The following is an 18,088-nucleotide window of genomic DNA, read 5'->3' as shown; positions in this document are numbered from 1 at the left end:
TTATCCTCCAGTTTATTCCGCTACCTTGTATTTTTTTTCTAAAAATCGAATCAATTGAGAGATGATAAATGTCATTAAAAAATAGAGTATAGCGATAAAAGACCAAACTTCTAACGAGCGAAAAGTATTTCCTACGATGTTTTTACCGACCAAGGTTAGATCTGCTACAGATATGATAGAAACCAAAGAGGAATCTTTTATTAAAATAATAAATTGTGATGCCATAGGTGGAAGAACTTTGCGGAAAGCCTGAGGGAGAATGATTAATCTCATTGCGGTTGCATAACTCATTCCAGCTGAACGAGCTGCTTCCATTTGACCTCGTGGGACAGACTCTATCCCAGCTCGAACAATCTCAGCGATAAAAGAACCTGAGAAGAAGGCAAGGCCTAAAATAGCGGACCAATAAGAACCGAGATGCATGAATTTATTGAGTACAAAGTAGATCCAAAGTAGTAAGACAAGCAAAGGAACACCACGAATAATTTCGATGTAGCTTGTTGCTAAAAAGGAAACGAAACGATTGCGAGAAACCCGACACAAACCAGCGAATATACCAATAGGAATACTAATAAGTAATGCCAAAGCGGATATTTGAAGTGTTAGCCAGAGTCCCTCTAAAATGCTTTCCATATTTTGAGGGATGACACTCCAGTCCATGCTATAATCCATATGTTTGGTACCTCCTAAAATGAAATCCATCATGAATATAGGAAGAGTGTAGGTTCGCTATACTCTTCCTATATTTTTAAAGCTTAATGTGATGATATTATTTCTTTTGATCGACTTGATTCATCCAATCCGTAGATTTAAACCATTTGTTGATGGAAGCGATATCATCTGGACTATTACGATAGGAGTAAAGGAAAGAATTTAGCCACTGGATCATTTTGAAGTCATTTGACTTTACAGCAATCCCTAAATTCTCTGAAGAAATTAAACCGGAAACTTGCTTCACTTTACTAGGATTCATGTTAATAAAGATTTTGATTGCAGGTTCATCATAAACAATTCCGTCTGCTTCCCCTTGTGTCATGGCCATTCCAGCAGATGGGAAGTCTGGATAGTCCACTACTTTTGCTTTTTTGAAAACTTGTTTTGCAAGCAGTGCACCTGTTGTTCCTTGTGCGACAGCAATCGTTTTTCCTGCTTGATCGAGTTGTTGATAGTTTGTAGTGGTGCTGTCACCTGTTGGTACCATCAAAGCTTGGCCGGTTGAATAGTAAGGATTTGAAAAACCAACGCTCAATGCGCGATCTCCACGCATGGTCATACCAGCCAAAACGATATCAATATCACCTGTCTGTAGTGCTGGGATTAGTCCGCTAAATTCATATTGTTTAAATTCCACTTCTACATTTAGTGACTTTCCGATCGCTCTAGCTAGATCCATGTCGTAACCAACATAGTTTCCTTTTTTATCTTTCATATCAAATGGGAGATATCCAGGTGCAGTACCTATGACTAGTTTTTTCTTCTCCACAATTTTATCAAGCGTAGAATTTTCACTGGAAACGCTTCCATTTCCTCCGCCACAAGCAGTAAGCAAAACCATGAATAGGGAAATAAGGAGTACAATATATTTTTTCATTTGGTCTACTATCCTCTCTATCTTTTATGTTAGGAAGTTGCTAGGGGGTCGCGTTTTAAAGGAGCAGTCATACAATGAATCGCACCCCAACCTTTTATAATTTCATCCATTTTAACTTCGATTACTTCAATACCTGCGGCTTCCATCTTTTCTTTCGTTTCTGGACTACCTTTTGGCATGACTATTTTTCCGGGTTCAATAGCTACAAAGTTAACTGAAAAATTTGATTTTACTTCCTCTATATTAGTAGATTCAATGATACGGAAATCTCGATCCAGCAGGGCTTTCACGACATCATATGGGACTTGCCAAGGAAATAATACAGCAGTTCGTTTATCTGCGATGTTTAATAGTCCGTCGATGTGGGCATGTCCATAGGGGATTGGGAAGTGTATGAAATCGGTTACACCAATGTTTCTTAATTCACTTTCTACTTGTTTTGCACCTGAGTGATTGGCACGTGCACCGGTTCCAATGATGACAGTATGACGATCTACCCACATTAAGCAAGCTCCGTCAAAAATGCCATCTCCATTGATGGTTTTAATAATCGGAACGCCTAGTTTGCTTAAAGCTTGCGCAGCATAGCGTTCTTCTCCTCGTCGAGCTTTAATTCCTGGTCTACACACAATTGCACCTTCTGGTGTCATGATCACCATATCACGCATATACAGTGCATTAGGTCGATCTTCTCGCATTTGATCTACATAATTTACTTCTATACCATGATCTCGATAGATTTGAGCAAGTGTATCTTGCTCCATTCGAGCAATTTCTGGATTCATGGGAGCTTTCCAACGAAAATTTTGGTGATTTTCATTTGTTACGATCTCAATCTCTTTACCAGGACGTCTTAGTAAAACAGAACGAAGATGTCCTACTTCTGAATCGCAATACCAGTCTCCCCACAATTCTTTCTTTTCATCAAAAAAAGAATCTTCTGGTGGAAACCATCTCTCTCCTTGAACTATAATTTTAGCCAAAAGCTTTCCTCCTTAAGAATTTCATCCAGAATTATTATGTTATAAAGAAATATATGTGTCATAATTATTATCGGAAAACCTGTTTTTTGTCAATAAATTTACATAAAAAATGATATTTTTACCAAATTTGATAATAACTAGAATGAGCAGGAAAGCCTAGGAATGGGGAAAGATTACCTAGTTAGACGATGAAAGGGAAAGAGAAATATCTGACCAAAGTAATCTTAAGGAATGACTTGATAATTAAACGTCATAAGTCAAAGTTCAGAGTTTTTTTATATTTAATATTTGTTGTGGCTGTTCCTATGCTTTTGTACAGCCATCATACTCACACCTATAGTTTTAGCAAAAGACCAGAACGAATACGTTCGGCAATTCCTTGTCGGATATGTTCAGAATAGGATTGATGTGATCCTTTTATATCTTTGTGAGCGAGAAAACCTCTAGCTTCAGCTATGGGGATGAAAGTTCGCGTCAGGCGAGGGAGTGGGGAAAATCCCCTCTCGCAAGCTTGACATTTTTTTGCTCTTTCGATTAAATTACTTGAATATAGAATTGTTGTAAAATTAGCAATAAGTTATGAGAGCGGTTTCAATTAATCGAAATATCGGATAGGGCTGCAACTATCATGTTGTTTTCTGCCCGAAACAGGATATCGAAAATCAGCAGAGGAGGTGAGCCCATGCACAAGGCATTTGTATTCCGACTTCGACCGACAAAAAAACAAGCAACGTTCATAAACAAATCGATTGGGTGTAGCCGATTCGTATTCAATCACTTTCTCAGTCAATGGAACGAAGCATATCAAGAAACGGGAAAAGGGTTGACCTATGCGAATTGCTCTAAGCTACTCACGGAACAGAAACGAGAACTCATTTGGCTAAAAGAAGTGGATTCCACTTCGTTACAAAATACGTTAAAACAGCTAGCGGATGCTTTTTCTCGTTTTTTCCAGAAGCAAAACGATGCTCCTCGGTTCAAAAGCAGAAAAAATCGAGTCCAAGCATACACCAGCCAATGCAACTACCCAAAAAAAAGCCGTCCTACGATTGAAATCAATGAAAATAAAATCAAACTGCCCAAACTAGGTTGGGTGAAGTTTGTAAAATCAAGAGAAATCAGCGGTCGTATCTTGTCCGCGACGATTCGTCGTACTTCGACAGGGAAATATAACATATCGATTCTCTGCGAAGGGAGCTATATGCGAGCTGTTCCAGCGCAGAAAGAATCGATTGGCATCGATTTGGGACTCAAAGACTTTGCGATCTTCGATGATGGGAGCAAAATGAATCCCAGTCGTTTTTTTCGCCGCTATGAACAAAAATTAGCACAAGCAGGGCGAGTCTTGTCACAACGAAAAAAAGAGGGTTCCAATTGGCACAAAGCGCGAATCAAAGTCGCACGTATTCATGAAAAAATCACCAACGCATGCCATGATTTTTTACAGAAACTGTCCACGAAACTGGTGAACGAAAACCAAGTCATCAGTATCGAAAACTTACAAGTGAAAAACATGGTCCAAAACCACAACCTAGCAAAATCGATCACGGATGCGTCGTGGTCTGAATTTGTTTCCATGCTGGAATACAAAGCCAAAGAATACGGAAGAACGCTAGTGAGAGTGGGAAAGTCGTTCCCATCCAGTCAGCGTTGCTCTTCCTGTGGATACAAAAACAAAGAAGTAAAAGAACTTCGACTAAGAGAATGGACATGCCCAAACTGCAAGGAACACCATGATCGAGACATCAATGCAGCGAAAAACATCGTCCAAGAAGGTAGGAGATTAATCGCCGCGGGGCTCGCGGTCTGAGCTTGGTAAATTTCTTCGGAGTACCGAAGATTACCCAAGAATCCCCCGCGTTCACGCGTGGGGAGTGGTCAAAAGATCAATCTTCATGTTAACCTCCTACATGTGTTATATTTGCTGCTCTACTGTTCTACAGTATATATGCTATTATCAAGCAAAGTTTATATATCATTGTATAACAGCGGAGGGGGATTATCATGATTTTTCTCATGTATGGACTTATGTGTTTTATATTTAGTACCACTTTTCTTGTGATCAAACTTGGTATTGAAGCAGGTTTGTCTCCTATTTACTCAGCAGGTTTGCGTTTTACTCTAGCGGGCATACTCGTTTGCCTCTTCTTTGCAATCAAAAAAGCAAGTTTTCCACGCAGTCTCCAAACGTATATCCAATTATGCCTTATAGGGCTAAGTTTAACAGGAATGACTTTCGCTACCTTGTACTGGGCAGAACAATATATTTCTTCTGGTTTGGCGGCTTTACTTTCTTCCACAGGTCCTATCATCATTAGTTTTTTCTCAGCGATTTTATACAAACAAAAGTCAACACCCTTACAAGTAATGGGGCTGATTATTAGTTTTTTAGGAGTAAGTGTTATAACATTACCTTCTATTCTGGGTACCATTGATACCAAATGGCTGGTGGGAGCAATCGCAGTAATTATTGGAGAGGTATTTTATTCGTTAGGTACAGTTAAATTAAAGTCAATATCTTCCTCCAACTATTCTCCCTTCTTATTAAATGGAATTCAGATGTTTTTTGGAGGTATTGGTTTATTGATTTTCTCTGTATTAACGGAAAGCAAAAGCATTACTCTAGCGATGAATATGCAAGGGATGCTTTCTATTCTTTATCTTACGATTATTGGATCAATAGTTGGTCATGGAATTTATGCTTGGCTGATCAAAAAAACGAATCCACTGTTCCCATCCACTTGGTTATATATTTCTCCTGTGGTGGCATTGATTTTAGGATCTGTTCTCCTTAAGGAAGAGCTTTCTTTTTATATTTTTATTGGAGGATTTATGATTTTGTTGGGGTTATTCTTTGTGAACGTGAGGGCTTTGCAACAACTTTTTTTGAAAAGAAGACTAGTAGAAACAAGTGATACTTCTTCTAAGATATCGTGAAAAATAGTATTTCTTCTTAAATCCTTCTTGCAAGAGATGCGAGAGAAGAGATAGGGAAACTTGTTTATAAGAATATCGAAAAGAATGGATAACTTGCTGGAGAGAACAGAGGAAATGTCTTTATCCAAAATTCGAAAAGTCAAGACGAAGAATGAAAACAAAGCAGTTTAGGAACATTGTTCCTAAACTGCTTTTGTTAACAATTTTTATTTTTACTACTCACTAAACAGGTGATTTTGTCTATATCAATGATGTCGATGTCTACGACATCTTACAACGATTCTAGTTCCTCGTCTTAAGGAAATTACTCTAGTAAAACGAGGTCTACCACAAACAAAGATAAAAATACGTCGAGAACTTCTGCATACAGCTACTAATACTTCTCCGCGACGTATTCTGCGGGTTATCGTTCTACCAGAAAAAGTCCCGCAAGTACGTGTAGCTGTTTGACCTGGACGTAGGAAAATAATTTCTCTTCTAAAACGAGAGGAGCAATTTGTAATAGTGGACAATTCACTCACCACCTTTTCACAGGATTACTATAAGTTATGAAAAAGTAAGGAAAGAGGAAAGAGGAAAATGTCTATTTTTTTCTATATCTATACATATTTCGTAATAAATAGTCGATTGGATGATAGAACTCAATAAGCAGGAAAAATGATAGGAAAGTCATTAGAAAAGGAAATTATATATGGATGGATCTAAGAGCCTTTAGGATGGTTATAGAAAACCTCTTTTTATTTACTAAATTTCGAATAATGGTTTTTTACTAAAAACAGCAATCTATTTTTTTCTGAAATTCTATGTGTGGTTGCCACTCATGAAAAAGATTAAAATAGAGAGAGAAAATATGTTACATAGAAAGGGTTTACATAAATGCTTACGACATTGGTTGCACAAGAAACACCCTTGCATAAGGTTTTCAGTGATGATTATCTGTTTACGATTCCTGCTGTTCAGAGACCATATTCATGGACACAAGATCAAGCGGGTGAATTATTGGATGATTTGCTTGAGTTTATCGAACATCATGGAATAAATGAGAAAAATGTAGAGCAAGTACCTGAACCATATTTTTTGGGCAGTATTGTGTTGGTAAAACAAGAAAAACCTGAATCAGAAGTATTGGATGGACAACAAAGGCTTTCGACTTTGACGATACTGTTATCCGCTTTACGCAGTATTTTGTCGGATGAATATGCAAATGAAATCGATGAACTAATTGTACAAAAAGGAAGTCGGATCAAGAAAACAGAGGATACATACCGACTGCAATTGAGAAAGAAAGACAATGATTTCTTTCGGAAATATATACAAGAACGAGGTGGTCTAGCAAAACTATCTGACAAGACACCAGTTAAAACGGACAGTCAAGGATTGATTCGCGATAATGCACTCTATTTTCTAGATCGATTTAATGATTTGGATGAATCTACATTAGCTACTCTCCCTAGTGTTGTTGCAACTCTTTGCTACATTGTAATTGTTTCTACGCCTAATTTTGATTCCGCTTTTCGTATATTTACCGTCCTGAATGATCGAGGTCTTGATCTGATGACAAGTGATATTCTGAAAGCTAGAGTGATTGGGGATATAAACGAACAGGAGCAAGAGCTTTATACAGAGAAATGGGAAGATGTAGAGAGTGCACTTGGTCGAGATAAATTTAATGAGTTGTTTTCTCATATTCGGATGATTTTACAAAAACGCAAAGGTGTGGGCAATTTAAAAGATGAATATGAGGAAATATTCAAAAGGGTAACAGGAAAACCATTTGTAGATGAAATACTGATTCCTTACAGCGATATTTATATCCAACTAACTAACTATCAAGCTACGAAAGCAGATGTGGAAAAAGCCAAAGTCCTCGAATTTTTAAATAGAATTGATAACATCGATTGGATACCAGTAGCTATGCTGTATTTAAATAAGTATCATCATTCGCAAACGACTGAGTTTTTAAAGCGGCTGGAACGATTTGCGGCGATTCATATGATACTTAGGAAAAATTTCAATTGGAGACAATCCAAATATTCCATCATTTTGAGGGAATTAGAGCAAAACATTGACCCTTTCTCACTGAATAGTACGCTAAATATAACCGTTCAAGAGAAGTTAGAGGCTTTGGAAGCTCTCCATAGCGATGTATATAAGAAGCTAAAAGATACAGCGAAAAGATATATTTTACTCCGATTAGACGCACTTCTCTCGGAAGGTCAGCCAAATTACAATTACACAACAATCACAGTAGAGCATGTATTGCCACAAACTCCAGCACAAGGAAGTGAATGGGAAGAAAGATTTCCTGTCTTAGATCCATATGTGCACAAACTCGGTAATCTGGTTCTACTTACCAGAAAGAAGAATTCGCAAGCGAAAAACTTTGATTTTAAGAAGAAAAAGAATTCCTATTTTCAGTCACGCAATGGAGTGACCAATTTTGCATTAACCACTCAGGTCATTCAAGAGAAAGAATGGACGATTGAAGTATTGGAACGAAGACAAGATATGCTTATCAGTTTATTGGTGGAGGAATGGAAGTTAAATTGATATTTCCATATAGTCAAAATAAGCAAGGAATAATTAGATTATTATTCCTTGCTCTATTAAACTATTGCTCATACCAATTGTTCAGGGTGAGGAATATTTGCACACTTATGTTTTATTATTTTATTTTATATAAATTTATAATATTATGATGTGTATTTGTTATATATATGATATAAATTATATGTCTATTCGCTAGAATTTGTCGGAGGTTAATTAGCTAGTTGTTATTCATTTTCCCAATCACTAGTTATCTTCATTAAGTTGAACTTCTGATCTAATGATGTAAAAAGGAAGTATTCGTATCATAACAACACTAGTAATCAGTTTGTCTGAATACTAACTTCTAAATAACAGAAGCAAATACTAATTTTTCAAGCGAGGTTAACACATCAAATGGAAGAGAACAACCTAACAAAATTCAAATTGTTTTTAATGGTAGCAATTTATTTTGTCACTACTTCGATTGCTGCATTTGCTTTTGGAATCCTACAGCCGCATATTGGTGTTCCTACGGTTATCATTCAATTCACTCAATTTGGTCCAACTATAGGAGTTTTGGTAATCGCACTTATATTCTTTAAACAGCGAGGTTGGAGTGTTTCATATGGGCTTGGATTTACACCCATTGTCTTACGACGATTATTGGTAGTCATTGCAATGGTGGTTGTCATATTTGCTATATCTATCATTTGGTTTCAGATCACTGGCAATCAGGTGGACTATAAACATCCTTTTTCTCTTTCAGAGCCTTTTTGGATTATCATTATTGCACAATTTATTGGAGCTGCTGGGGAAGAATTCGGCTGGCGTTGTTTTTTACAGCCCTTACTCCAATCTAGATTTAGCGTAACTGTTACTTCTATCATAGTGGGGCTGTTATGGGGAGTATGGCATGTGGGTATTTTTGCTGAAGGATGGCTGTATACATTGTCTTTCCTGCTCTTCACTGTATCTATCTCTCTTATTCTTGGCGAACTATTGCGGAAGACAAATGGCAGTAATCTCATTATAGCAACTTTATTTCATACACTTATAAACCTGGGACTTCTTTTGTTTTTTAAAGAAGAAAGTGGAAATGTAGTTGCCATGGCTACCACTGCTGTTGCTTGTTTTATCGTGGCAGTAGCCATCATATGGATTCATGCTATTCGTTCTAAATCTTCTTCTAAAGATACTTGATTTTCAGCAACAAAGCGTTATCTTATCTCAAAATCTAGGGAACATGAGAGTTCTCACTATTAAAAATGATTTTTTGGACAGAGAATGGTCTGAAGAAGCTGTTTCATAAATTTTTCGGAAGCTGTGGAAGAGGAAGTAAGGAATAATATGTGATGGAGTAAACTGTTATTAAGGTATCTGGAAGTATAGATGAACATCATATGTGTAAATAAAAAAGCAGCTTAAAAATTGAAATTTTAAGATGCTTTTTTATAATAAATGGTTTTCGATAAAATAACATACTCCTTCTTCATCATTGGTAGGTACATGAAGAGAAGCACATTGCTTAACAAGGGGATGAGCATTTGCGACAGACGCTGATAGTCCTGCTAATTGCATCATTGTGATGTCGTTGCAATGATCACCGATAACAGCGGTGTTCTTGGCAGGGATTTGGAGCATTCGATTGAGGTAGTGCAAAGCATATCCTTTTGAAATTCCCTTTGGCACAACTTCATAGTAATATTCATGTGATTGAATCAAGTCACATTCTTCTCTCAATAAATGATTTGAAGTAATGGTGTGAATTATTTGCATGGTGCTAAGTGAGCCAATCAATTGTAATTTAATGATTTTCTCTTGAACTTGAGCCAATGAATGGACAGGAGAAGCAGTTATACCTAATTTGGATAATTCGACTGCTTTTTGAGGACTAAGCCGTAAGGAATAGATCTGAGTAGAGCTAAATAACAATATATCGATAGCTGAATCGGTTTCCTGTATATCAGCAAGTATCAGTTCTGCAATATGATGGGGTAACGTTTTAAAAACTTGTAATTCTTCTTCGTGTGGATAATACAGCATTGCTCCGTTACATAAGATCACAGGTAGGCCTAGTTTCAGTTCATCTATGATGGTACGGGTCTCTATTAAACTTCTTCCTGTGGCAATTGTAAACATTCCTCCTTCTCTTTGATATTGATCTATTGATCGTCTAGTACGTGAGGAAATTTGGTTGTTGCTTGTTAAAAGTGTACCGTCAAGATCAGAAACCAAAAGTGAATAGTGGTTCTCCATTTCATCATCTCCCTCTTTAATTGTTACCAACGTATCACTGTGTGGTGTGTAGGTTTTTTATCTGTTTTACTGGTTCAGTATAATCTCTCTTTGTTAATAGAAATTGGTAAATTTAATATGTTTTCTTTAAGGTTTTATAAATGGATTATATGGAAAGATTGTAAAGTTAGAGTATCTTAGATAATAGGGTATGGAGAGGGCCAATCTTATTGCGATAATGAATGAAACAAAGAGGTACAAGGAATAAAAAAGAAGACATTGTTATAAAAGGGCAATGTCTCTTTCGTAAATTACAATATAGTTGCTGGTTGCTTTTCCTACACGGTGATGTTTTTGTATAACATCTCTTATTTTGAATGTATCATTATATTGCGAAATCGGAAATCTATACAGTTATCTGATGATTAAATCTAATTCGAAATTACAGATAGACATCCTGATAAATTTTATATAGGCTATAAAAAAGGAGGCTGATAATTTTGTCAGATCAAAATGAAAACGATTACAGTAAGATTACACAATCTTCGCTCTTCCAAGAACTGATTCAAAAGAAAAAGAATTTTATTATCCCTACTACTATTTTCTTCTTTGTATTTTATTTTGCTCTACCTATTTTGACCTCTTACAGTACGGTATTAAATACACCAGCTTTTGGCCCTATCTCGTGGGCATGGGTCTTTGCTTTTGCCCAGTTTGCGATGACGTGGGGATTATGCCTCCTCTATTCGAATAAAGCAAAATCATTTGATAAGATCGTGGAACAGATCAAGAAGAATGGAGGCGAAACGAAGTGAATTATACTGCTTTTTGGCTATTTTTACTTATCGTTGCAGCTACTTTGGTGATCACTTTTTTCGCAGCCAAAAAAACAAATACGACAAATGAATTTTATACGGCTGGTGGAGGTTTAACAGGTTGGCAGAATGGATTAGCTATCGCTGGGGATTATATGTCAGCTGCTTCGTTTTTAGGAATCGCAGGAATGATAGCGCTTACCGGTTTTGATGGTTTTTTCTATAGCATTGGATTTTTGGTCGCATATTTAGTTGTTTTGTATTTGGTCGCAGAACCATTGCGTAACCTTGGTAAATACACGATGGCGGACGTCATCGCTTCTCGCTTCAAAAATAAAAATATTCGCAGTGTAGTAGCATTGAATTCGATTGCTATCTCTATTTTTTATATGATTGCTCAGTTAGTAGGTGCTGGTGCATTAATTAAATTGCTACTAGGCTTAGACTATGCTACTTCTGTTCTGATTGTTGGGGTTTTAATGACGGTTTATGTCGTGTTCGGTGGAATGATGGCTACGAGCTGGGTTCAGATTATTAAAGCCGTTTTACTCCTCGTAGGAACTTTTATTATTTCCATCATGGTATTTGCAAAGTTTGATTTTAGCATTACAAATATGTTCCAACATATGAAAGAAGCAACTCCACTTGGCGATGCTTTCTTAAACCCAGGGAACAAGTTCAAAGATGGATTGGATAATATTTCGTTAAATTTGGGCTTAGTACTGGGTACTGCCGGATTGCCTCATATTTTGATTCGCTTTTTTACGGTAAAAGATGCTCCTACCGCACGTAAATCTGTTGTTAATGCAACTTGGATTATCGGTATCTTCTATATTATGACCATTTTCTTAGGTTTTGGAGCAGCTGCATTTGTTGGAACAGATGTGATCGAAAAAGCAAATAAAGCAGGAAATATGGCGGCTCCGTTGCTAGCAAAAGCATTAGGGGGAGATTTCTTATTTGCCTTTATTTCCGCCGTTGCTTTTGCGACTATTCTCGCTGTCGTTGCAGGTTTGGTGTTGTCTGCTGCTTCTGCCTTTGCACATGATTTTTATAGTCACATTATTCGAAAAGGCGAAGCAACGGAACGTGAACAAATGAATGCAGCAAAATGGGCGTCTGTAGGTGTATCCATTATTTCTATTATACTTGCGTTGTTTGCTCAAAAGCTAAATGTTGCTTTTTTGGTAGGATTGGCTTTTGCGGTTGCTGCTAGTGCCAACTTGCCAGTTATTTTATTCACCATGTTTTGGCGCAGCTTTAATACAACAGGAGCAATCACCAGTATGTTGGTTGGGCTATTTAGTTCATTGATCCTCGTTGCGATCAGCCCCAATGTGTGGAGTCCAGAGGTGGGGAAAGCGATCTTAGTCGGGGAACCTCTGATTAGTTTGACCAACCCAGGTATCATCTCGATTCCATTAGGGTTTTTAGCAGGATATCTAGGGACGATTTTTTCTTCGAGGAAAGAAGAAGATAACTACGATCAGATTTTAGTGCAGTCTCAGATTGGGATGAAATGAGAACATCATTTGTTAATATTAATTAATGAATATGAGTAATACCTATGAGTAAGTAAAAATATGAGGGAGATCAAATGATGAGCTCCCTCATTTTCGTATGACTTCTAGCAGGAGGATTGACATAAGAAATATTTTTATTAAAATAAAGTAGGGCGTCAAAAGATGCTCTACACTGTTGTTGTCTCAAGGAGGCAAAGTGACCACTCCATCTGGAGAATCCAACGAAACCCCGCAGACCACTCACATGGGAGATGTGGGGGATGTCGCTGTATCTGGCGAGGGCATGGATGAGGCGATGTCGTCTTCTGGTGACGAGTAATACAGGTAGCATGCCGCTAGATAATTAATTATTACGGCATGCGAGTTGGTGTGGCTCAGTTTCAAATATGGACCACACCAACTCCAAATTGATTTCTACCTTTGTTGTATTTGTATAGTACCTATCACTGTCTTGAAAAATAATCTGCATTTTCATCTTCAGCTATATCCAACAATTCTCTCCTTTTTTCTTTAACCTCTGATTGGTCTACAATATTTTCGGAAATAACAATCATTTCGTCTGAAATTGTAATTCATAAGAAGAAAAACTATCTATGCCTTTATTCCGTCTTATCTTTTTTCGTAAGCCTAATTATAGTTACCTTTATGGATTCGCAACATATTCCTGCAATAAAATAGTTTTAAAGTGCTGGAAATCTTTGGCTTTTGTGAGTTCAGCAATTTTTTGTCGATCCGTTAAAATCGGAATCAAATTTTCATATAATAGCATGAAATCTTTTCGTTCCTCTTGTTTAATAACGATTACGATTACTACATGAACAGCATAGTCTCCCCATTTGATGGGCTTTTCCAAGATCATGGTACCAATGGCTGTTTTATTTGCGCTCATTTGCATTGCATGAGGAATCGCAAAATGACTTGCAAATGAAGTAGGAGAAATGTTTTCTCTTTTCAAGATGGAATCCACATACGATTTGGAAACGAAATTTCTTTGAATCAATTCGTTGCCAATATATTGAATAAGCTCAAATCGGTCTTCAAACAGAAGATTTTTGTAAAATAGATCTTCATGAAAATATTGGTCAATGTATGTCTTTAACAACTGCAATTGTTTTTGCTTATGAAACTCAGTCATAAATTTCGCGAACTTGGCTTGATCATTTTGATTGAAAAAGGGCGAGATTTGTACAATAGGAATATTCAATTCTATATCCATAGGTAGAGTAGATAGAATCAAATCGACTTCAAGACTGTTAAGCTTTCTTTGATCATATAATGTGGAAACATGGATAGGATTGATAGATAGGTGATAAAGCTCTTCCATTTTATGAATAAAGTCTGTGATCTCTTTGAAATATTTAGAGTGGATAATGGCCACCTGTAAGGAGTTGCGTTTTTGTTGATTTATTTTCTCATAGGTGGTGCCAACATGAAGTGCAAAATAGCCAATTTCATCCTCACTAAAAGCATAACCAATGTTTTTATAGAGTTCATTGGTGATAAAAATAGCAATCTCAAAGATAAAAGGATAGTTTGATTTCAATTCCGTTAACAAAGGATTTTTAATGAGTAAGCCATTTTGCACGCGTTCTACAGCTGTTTTTGTATGAAGTGCTAGATTCAGATTTAACTCATCATCGTGTAGATGGACACCAAAAGCTGATTCTAACTTTTGCAATAAACGTTGGATGATAGGGGTGTATTTTGTATTTAATGCATTGTTTAATGGCGTGCTTGTATGTGTGCTACGGTTGGAAATCTTTTTCCCGATAATTAAATAGCCTAGATAAATGATTTCTTTTTCAGGGATTTGGATGTTGTACCTTAACGATAATTCTTTCCCGATATCTAATGCACATTTGTATTCAGGCATTTCTTGGCTGATGATTAAGTCCGTGTCTTTGATTAAGTTGGCATCTTGAACCCGATCCAGTGTAATTGCGATGTGGACTACTAAGTTCACAAGGGAAAGATCATTGATGAGCACATCGTATTTACTAGTGATGGATAAAACAACTTCGGATATGAATTCCAATTCATAATGTGGAAAATACGGTTGATAGTTTTGTAAATTAAAAAACGAATTTTTTGTTTCCTGAAAAAGGATTTCACTTACAAGCGCGCGTTTTTCTTTTTCATATCCTTGAATATAAATATTGTCGCCTTTTTTGATGATGGTAATATCGGAAATTTGGTCGAGTAAGGACTGTACTTTTTTGAGATCTTTTTCAATCGTTGAGGTGCTTACATAAATTTCTTCTGATAAATCATAAATATGGATGTGATTTTGTGTCATCATTTTTCGAAGCAAATAAAAGATTCGTTCATTTTGGGTGTGTGGAATAATTTTCGAATTATCATGGTAGATTTGTTTGGTTACAAAATCGTGATCCAACAACTTGTAACCTTGGTTTGAAGATGCAATAACCGTTTTCTTTTGCAATTGGTTAATTTTACGAATATCATTGCCGATCGTTCTTGGTGTCACGGATAGATGAGAGGCGAGCTCCGAACTCCTCATCCATTGATTTTTTTTATGCAGAATGGATAGTAGTTTTTTTTCTCGTGCGTTTAAAAGGGACAAGCCCATCACCTCCATATAGTTATGGATGAAAGATGGATTGGATTCTATACATATCATCCAAACGTTTCCATTCTTTTTGTACATGCTATTTTATTTTACTTAAAGAAGAAAGTATTTTTTTTCCGAGCTCATAGGAAAAGAATAAATGGATCGTACAGTCCTCATTTTACTATATTTACAGTAAACACAAGAATCATTGGAATGTGTAATTACAAGTTTTGGAAGAAGGGTGTGTACGGCATTGGATTATACAGAAACGATAGAAATTGCATTTCGGATCATAAGTAGTGCAGGAGATGCTCAATCTTTACTTTTTCAAGCAATCCAAGATGCAAAAACAGGAAAAGCTACAGATGCAAATCAAAAATTGGAAGAAGCAAATGAATTATTATTACAGGCACATCAATCACAGACCCAATTGATTTCCAAAGAAGCGCAAGGCCAGAAGGGAGAATACTCCATCATCATGGTTCATGCCCAAGATCACTTGATGAACGCAATTCTCATGCAAAAGTTGACCAATGAATTTTGTGAGTTATACCAAAGGTTAGATAAGGAACGTGAGAGTAATGAAGCCTAAATGGGGTATGATTGCCACTTGGCGAATGGCATACGAAGGTATAGTTGAAGCAGTTCAATCATTGGAAAGAAAACAATACGCTAATGATTGTGTGGAACTGGCAATCCGTCATGTAGAAGATTTTCCATTCTATAAATCAGTAGGTTATGGTGGTTTGCCAAATGAACAGTGTGAAGTGGAATTGGATGCAGCATTTATGGACGGAAACACACTCGCTATTGGGGCGATAGGCGGGATAATGGATTTTAAAAATCCTGTTTCTATTGCTCGTAAATTGAGTGAAGAACGCTATAACAATTTTTTGGTAGGTGCAGGTGCAGAGAAATATGCTCATCATAATGGATTTGAACGAACCAATATGCTTACCGATCGTGCGAAAAAATGGTGGGATAAAAGGGTAAAAGCGATCCATGAAAAAGGATTAAGCCCTTATGATGGACACGATACAGTTGGTATGGTTTGTTTGGATTCGATGGGAAATATGGCGACCGCCACTTCTACCAGTGGGTTATTTATGAAGAAAAAAGGCCGAGTTGGAGATTCGCCCTTAAGTGGATCAGGATTTTATGTGGATAGTGACATTGGTGGTGCAACTGCAACAGGGCTTGGTGAGGATATTATGAAAGGATGTCTTTCCTACGAGATTGTCCGATTACTTTCCGAAGGAAAACATCCACAAAACGCTGCTGATCAAGCTTTGTATCAATTGACAGATAAATTGCAACGTAAGTATGGTACAGCAGGTGCTATGTCCGTTGTTTGTATGAATCCTGATGGGGAATGGGGAGTATCGACAAATGTTGAATTCTCTTTTGTTGTCGCTAGCCATGATTTGGAACCAACCATCTACATTGCCAATCCACAGAACAAGCAGACCGTGATCGAAGTAGCTAGTGAAAAGTGGCTGGATCAGTACCAAAAAAGGATTCATCAGCCAGTATGATGGAAATCAAATTCCAGACTTTTGCCAAACACAAATGAGTAGTCCAACAATAAGGGGGAAAAGTTATGAATAGGCTGTTGAAATTAATGGAAGAGAAATTGTTACCGTTTGCACATCGAGTTGCAGGACAGAGACACTTAGGTGCCTTACGCGATGGTTTTATTACATTAATCCCTTTGTTAATCATTGGTTCTATCTTTTTGATTATCCAAAACTTCCCGATTCCAGGATGGGATGTCAAACAAGTAGAATGGTTCGGAGCTGCATTTCCAGATCTCATTACGCTGCCAGCTAAAGCGACCTTTGATTTACTATCTCTTTATGTTGTATTTGCGATTTCATATCGCTTGGCACAACATTATAAAATGGATGCCATTACAACGGGGATATTGAGTCTTGTGTCCTTTCTTATTATCGCACCCAAGACACTGAAAAGTGAGTCTGGTGAGGTAATTTCAAATGTAATCCCAATGGGTGAATGGTTTGGCTCCAAAGGATTACTTGTTGCTATTATCATTGCAATTTTGGTTACAGAGATATATAACTTCTTTTTAAAACGAAAAATTATTATTAAGATGCCAGAACAAGTTCCTCCTACGGTTGCGAAAGCTTTTTCCGCACTTATTCCTGCTTTTACGATGTTCTCTTTGATGTTGGTCGTTAGTATTCTATTTTTACAAACACCCTATCATTCACTTAATGAATTTATCTATGTAATGTTAGCGAAACCGATTACTCTATTTATTGCTAATAATGTATTTGGTGCATTGGCGACTTGTATTTCGATTACCCTGTTGTGGAGCATTGGGATCAACAGTGGGTCTCTAGTCAATGGTGTACTGCGGCCATTCTGGCTTGATTTGCAAAAAGAGAACATGAATGCAATTCAAGCAGGCCAACCTCTGCCTAACATTATTACCGAACAATTTTTCGATATGATTTGGATCGGTGGAGCGGGTACTACCTTGGCTGTTGCAATCATTTTAATCTTCCGAGCCAAATCGCGGCAGTTTAAAGAACTTGGTCGTATCGCGGGTGCTCCAGGGCTTTTTAATATCAATGAACCAATCCTCTTTGGCTTACCTATCATCTTAAGCCCTCTCATGCTTATTCCTTTTAACTTGGCGCCTGTTGCGATCACTGTGGTCAATTACTTCGCCATGTATTTTGATCTCGTCGCTCGACCAACAGGAGTTGTGATACCTTGGACTACCCCGCCTATTATTCAAGGATTTATGATTACCAATAGTTGGACAGGAGCTGTGCTGCAAGTTGTAGACCTGATCATTGCTGGGCTCATCTATTATCCATTCATTAAAATGGTGGATCGTCAAAAATATAAAGAGGAAATTACCGAGAAATAAAAGG

General features: G+C 37.1%; 14 protein-coding genes. 9 read left to right on the top strand and 5 right to left on the bottom strand.

All coding sequences use genetic code 11. The features are described 5' to 3' along the window. Positions 1–12 precede the first annotated feature (12 nt). The 3 genes from A3GQ_RS0106410 to A3GQ_RS0106400 all read right to left on the bottom strand — a co-directional run bounded on the left by A3GQ_RS0106410 (position 13) and on the right by A3GQ_RS0106400 (position 2,574). Positions 13–672: an amino acid ABC transporter permease gene (locus tag A3GQ_RS0106410; protein ID WP_028776346.1), complete on the bottom strand. Its 660-nt coding sequence runs from the start codon at positions 670–672 to the stop codon at positions 13–15. 97 nt (positions 673–769) lie between these two features. Beyond that, positions 770–1,591 carry a transporter substrate-binding domain-containing protein gene (locus A3GQ_RS0106405; RefSeq protein WP_028776345.1) on the bottom strand — a complete coding sequence of 274 codons (822 nt, stop codon included), beginning with the start codon at positions 1,589–1,591 and terminating at the stop codon, positions 770–772. Positions 1,592–1,620: 29 nt separating this feature from the next. Then, positions 1,621–2,574, bottom strand: coding sequence for a dimethylarginine dimethylaminohydrolase family protein (locus A3GQ_RS0106400; RefSeq protein ID WP_028776344.1), 954 nt, complete (start codon positions 2,572–2,574; stop codon positions 1,621–1,623). A 682-nt stretch (positions 2,575–3,256) separates the two neighbouring features. Here A3GQ_RS0106400 and tnpB point away from each other — a divergent pair. The 4 genes from tnpB (at position 3,257) to A3GQ_RS23595 (ending at position 9,240) form a co-directional block, all read left to right on the top strand. Then, positions 3,257–4,384 (top strand): IS200/IS605 family element RNA-guided endonuclease TnpB, encoded by a 1,128-nt coding sequence (gene tnpB, locus A3GQ_RS0106395; protein WP_028776343.1) that lies wholly within the window; start codon positions 3,257–3,259, stop codon positions 4,382–4,384. Positions 4,385–4,578: 194 nt separating this feature from the next. After that, a complete protein-coding gene (locus A3GQ_RS0106390) occupies positions 4,579–5,511 on the top strand; it encodes a DMT family transporter (protein WP_028776342.1) in 933 nt (310 codons plus the stop codon). An 876-nt stretch (positions 5,512–6,387) separates the two neighbouring features. Then, the gene (locus A3GQ_RS0106385) at positions 6,388–8,061 is read left to right on the top strand and encodes a DUF262 domain-containing protein (RefSeq protein WP_028776341.1); all 1,674 of its coding nucleotides are present in this window, start codon (positions 6,388–6,390) and stop codon (positions 8,059–8,061) included. Positions 8,062–8,454: 393 nt separating this feature from the next. Then, positions 8,455–9,240 carry a CPBP family intramembrane glutamic endopeptidase gene (locus A3GQ_RS23595; RefSeq protein WP_051271294.1) on the top strand — a complete coding sequence of 262 codons (786 nt, stop codon included), beginning with the start codon at positions 8,455–8,457 and terminating at the stop codon, positions 9,238–9,240. A 249-nt stretch (positions 9,241–9,489) separates the two neighbouring features. On the opposite strand, the gene A3GQ_RS0106375 is transcribed toward A3GQ_RS23595, so the two are convergent. After that, entirely contained in the window at positions 9,490–10,296 is an 807-nt protein-coding gene (locus A3GQ_RS0106375) for an HAD family hydrolase (protein WP_028776340.1), read from the bottom strand. 479 nt (positions 10,297–10,775) lie between these two features. Between A3GQ_RS0106375 and A3GQ_RS0106370 the strand changes: the two genes are divergently transcribed. Beyond that, on the top strand, positions 10,776–11,090 hold the full coding sequence (locus tag A3GQ_RS0106370) for a DUF485 domain-containing protein (protein ID WP_028776339.1): 315 nt from the start codon (positions 10,776–10,778) through the stop codon (positions 11,088–11,090). Next, on the top strand, positions 11,087–12,613 hold the full coding sequence (locus A3GQ_RS0106365) for a solute symporter family protein (protein ID WP_028776338.1): 1,527 nt from the start codon (positions 11,087–11,089) through the stop codon (positions 12,611–12,613). Before A3GQ_RS0106370 ends, A3GQ_RS0106365 begins: the two co-directional genes overlap by 4 nt. Before the next feature lie 643 nt (positions 12,614–13,256). Here A3GQ_RS0106365 and A3GQ_RS0106355 read toward each other — a convergent pair. Further along, positions 13,257–15,197, bottom strand: a complete 1,941-nt coding sequence (locus A3GQ_RS0106355; RefSeq protein ID WP_028776337.1) for a BglG family transcription antiterminator — start codon at positions 15,195–15,197, stop codon at positions 13,257–13,259. 241 nt (positions 15,198–15,438) lie between these two features. Here A3GQ_RS0106355 and A3GQ_RS0106350 point away from each other — a divergent pair, with 241 nt between their 5' ends. The 3 genes from A3GQ_RS0106350 to A3GQ_RS0106340 all read left to right on the top strand — a co-directional run bounded on the left by A3GQ_RS0106350 (position 15,439) and on the right by A3GQ_RS0106340 (position 18,084). After that, a complete protein-coding gene (locus A3GQ_RS0106350; RefSeq protein ID WP_028776336.1) occupies positions 15,439–15,777 on the top strand; it encodes a PTS lactose/cellobiose transporter subunit IIA in 339 nt (112 codons plus the stop codon). Then, complete coding sequence (locus A3GQ_RS0106345) at positions 15,767–16,720, top strand: glycosylasparaginase (RefSeq protein WP_028776335.1); 954 nt, start codon at positions 15,767–15,769, stop codon at positions 16,718–16,720. Before A3GQ_RS0106350 ends, A3GQ_RS0106345 begins: the two co-directional genes overlap by 11 nt. A gap of 65 nt (positions 16,721–16,785) precedes the next feature. Then, positions 16,786–18,084: a PTS sugar transporter subunit IIC gene (locus A3GQ_RS0106340; RefSeq protein ID WP_028776334.1), complete on the top strand. Its 1,299-nt coding sequence runs from the start codon at positions 16,786–16,788 to the stop codon at positions 18,082–18,084. The last annotated feature ends 4 nt before the right edge of the window (positions 18,085–18,088 follow it).

Source organism: Shimazuella kribbensis DSM 45090 (assembly GCF_000428065.1).
Classification (GTDB): Bacteria; Bacillota; Bacilli; order Thermoactinomycetales; family Thermoactinomycetaceae; genus Shimazuella; species Shimazuella kribbensis.
Note: the sequence above shows the minus strand (reverse complement) of the source record. Positions and strands in the feature narration are given on the sequence as shown.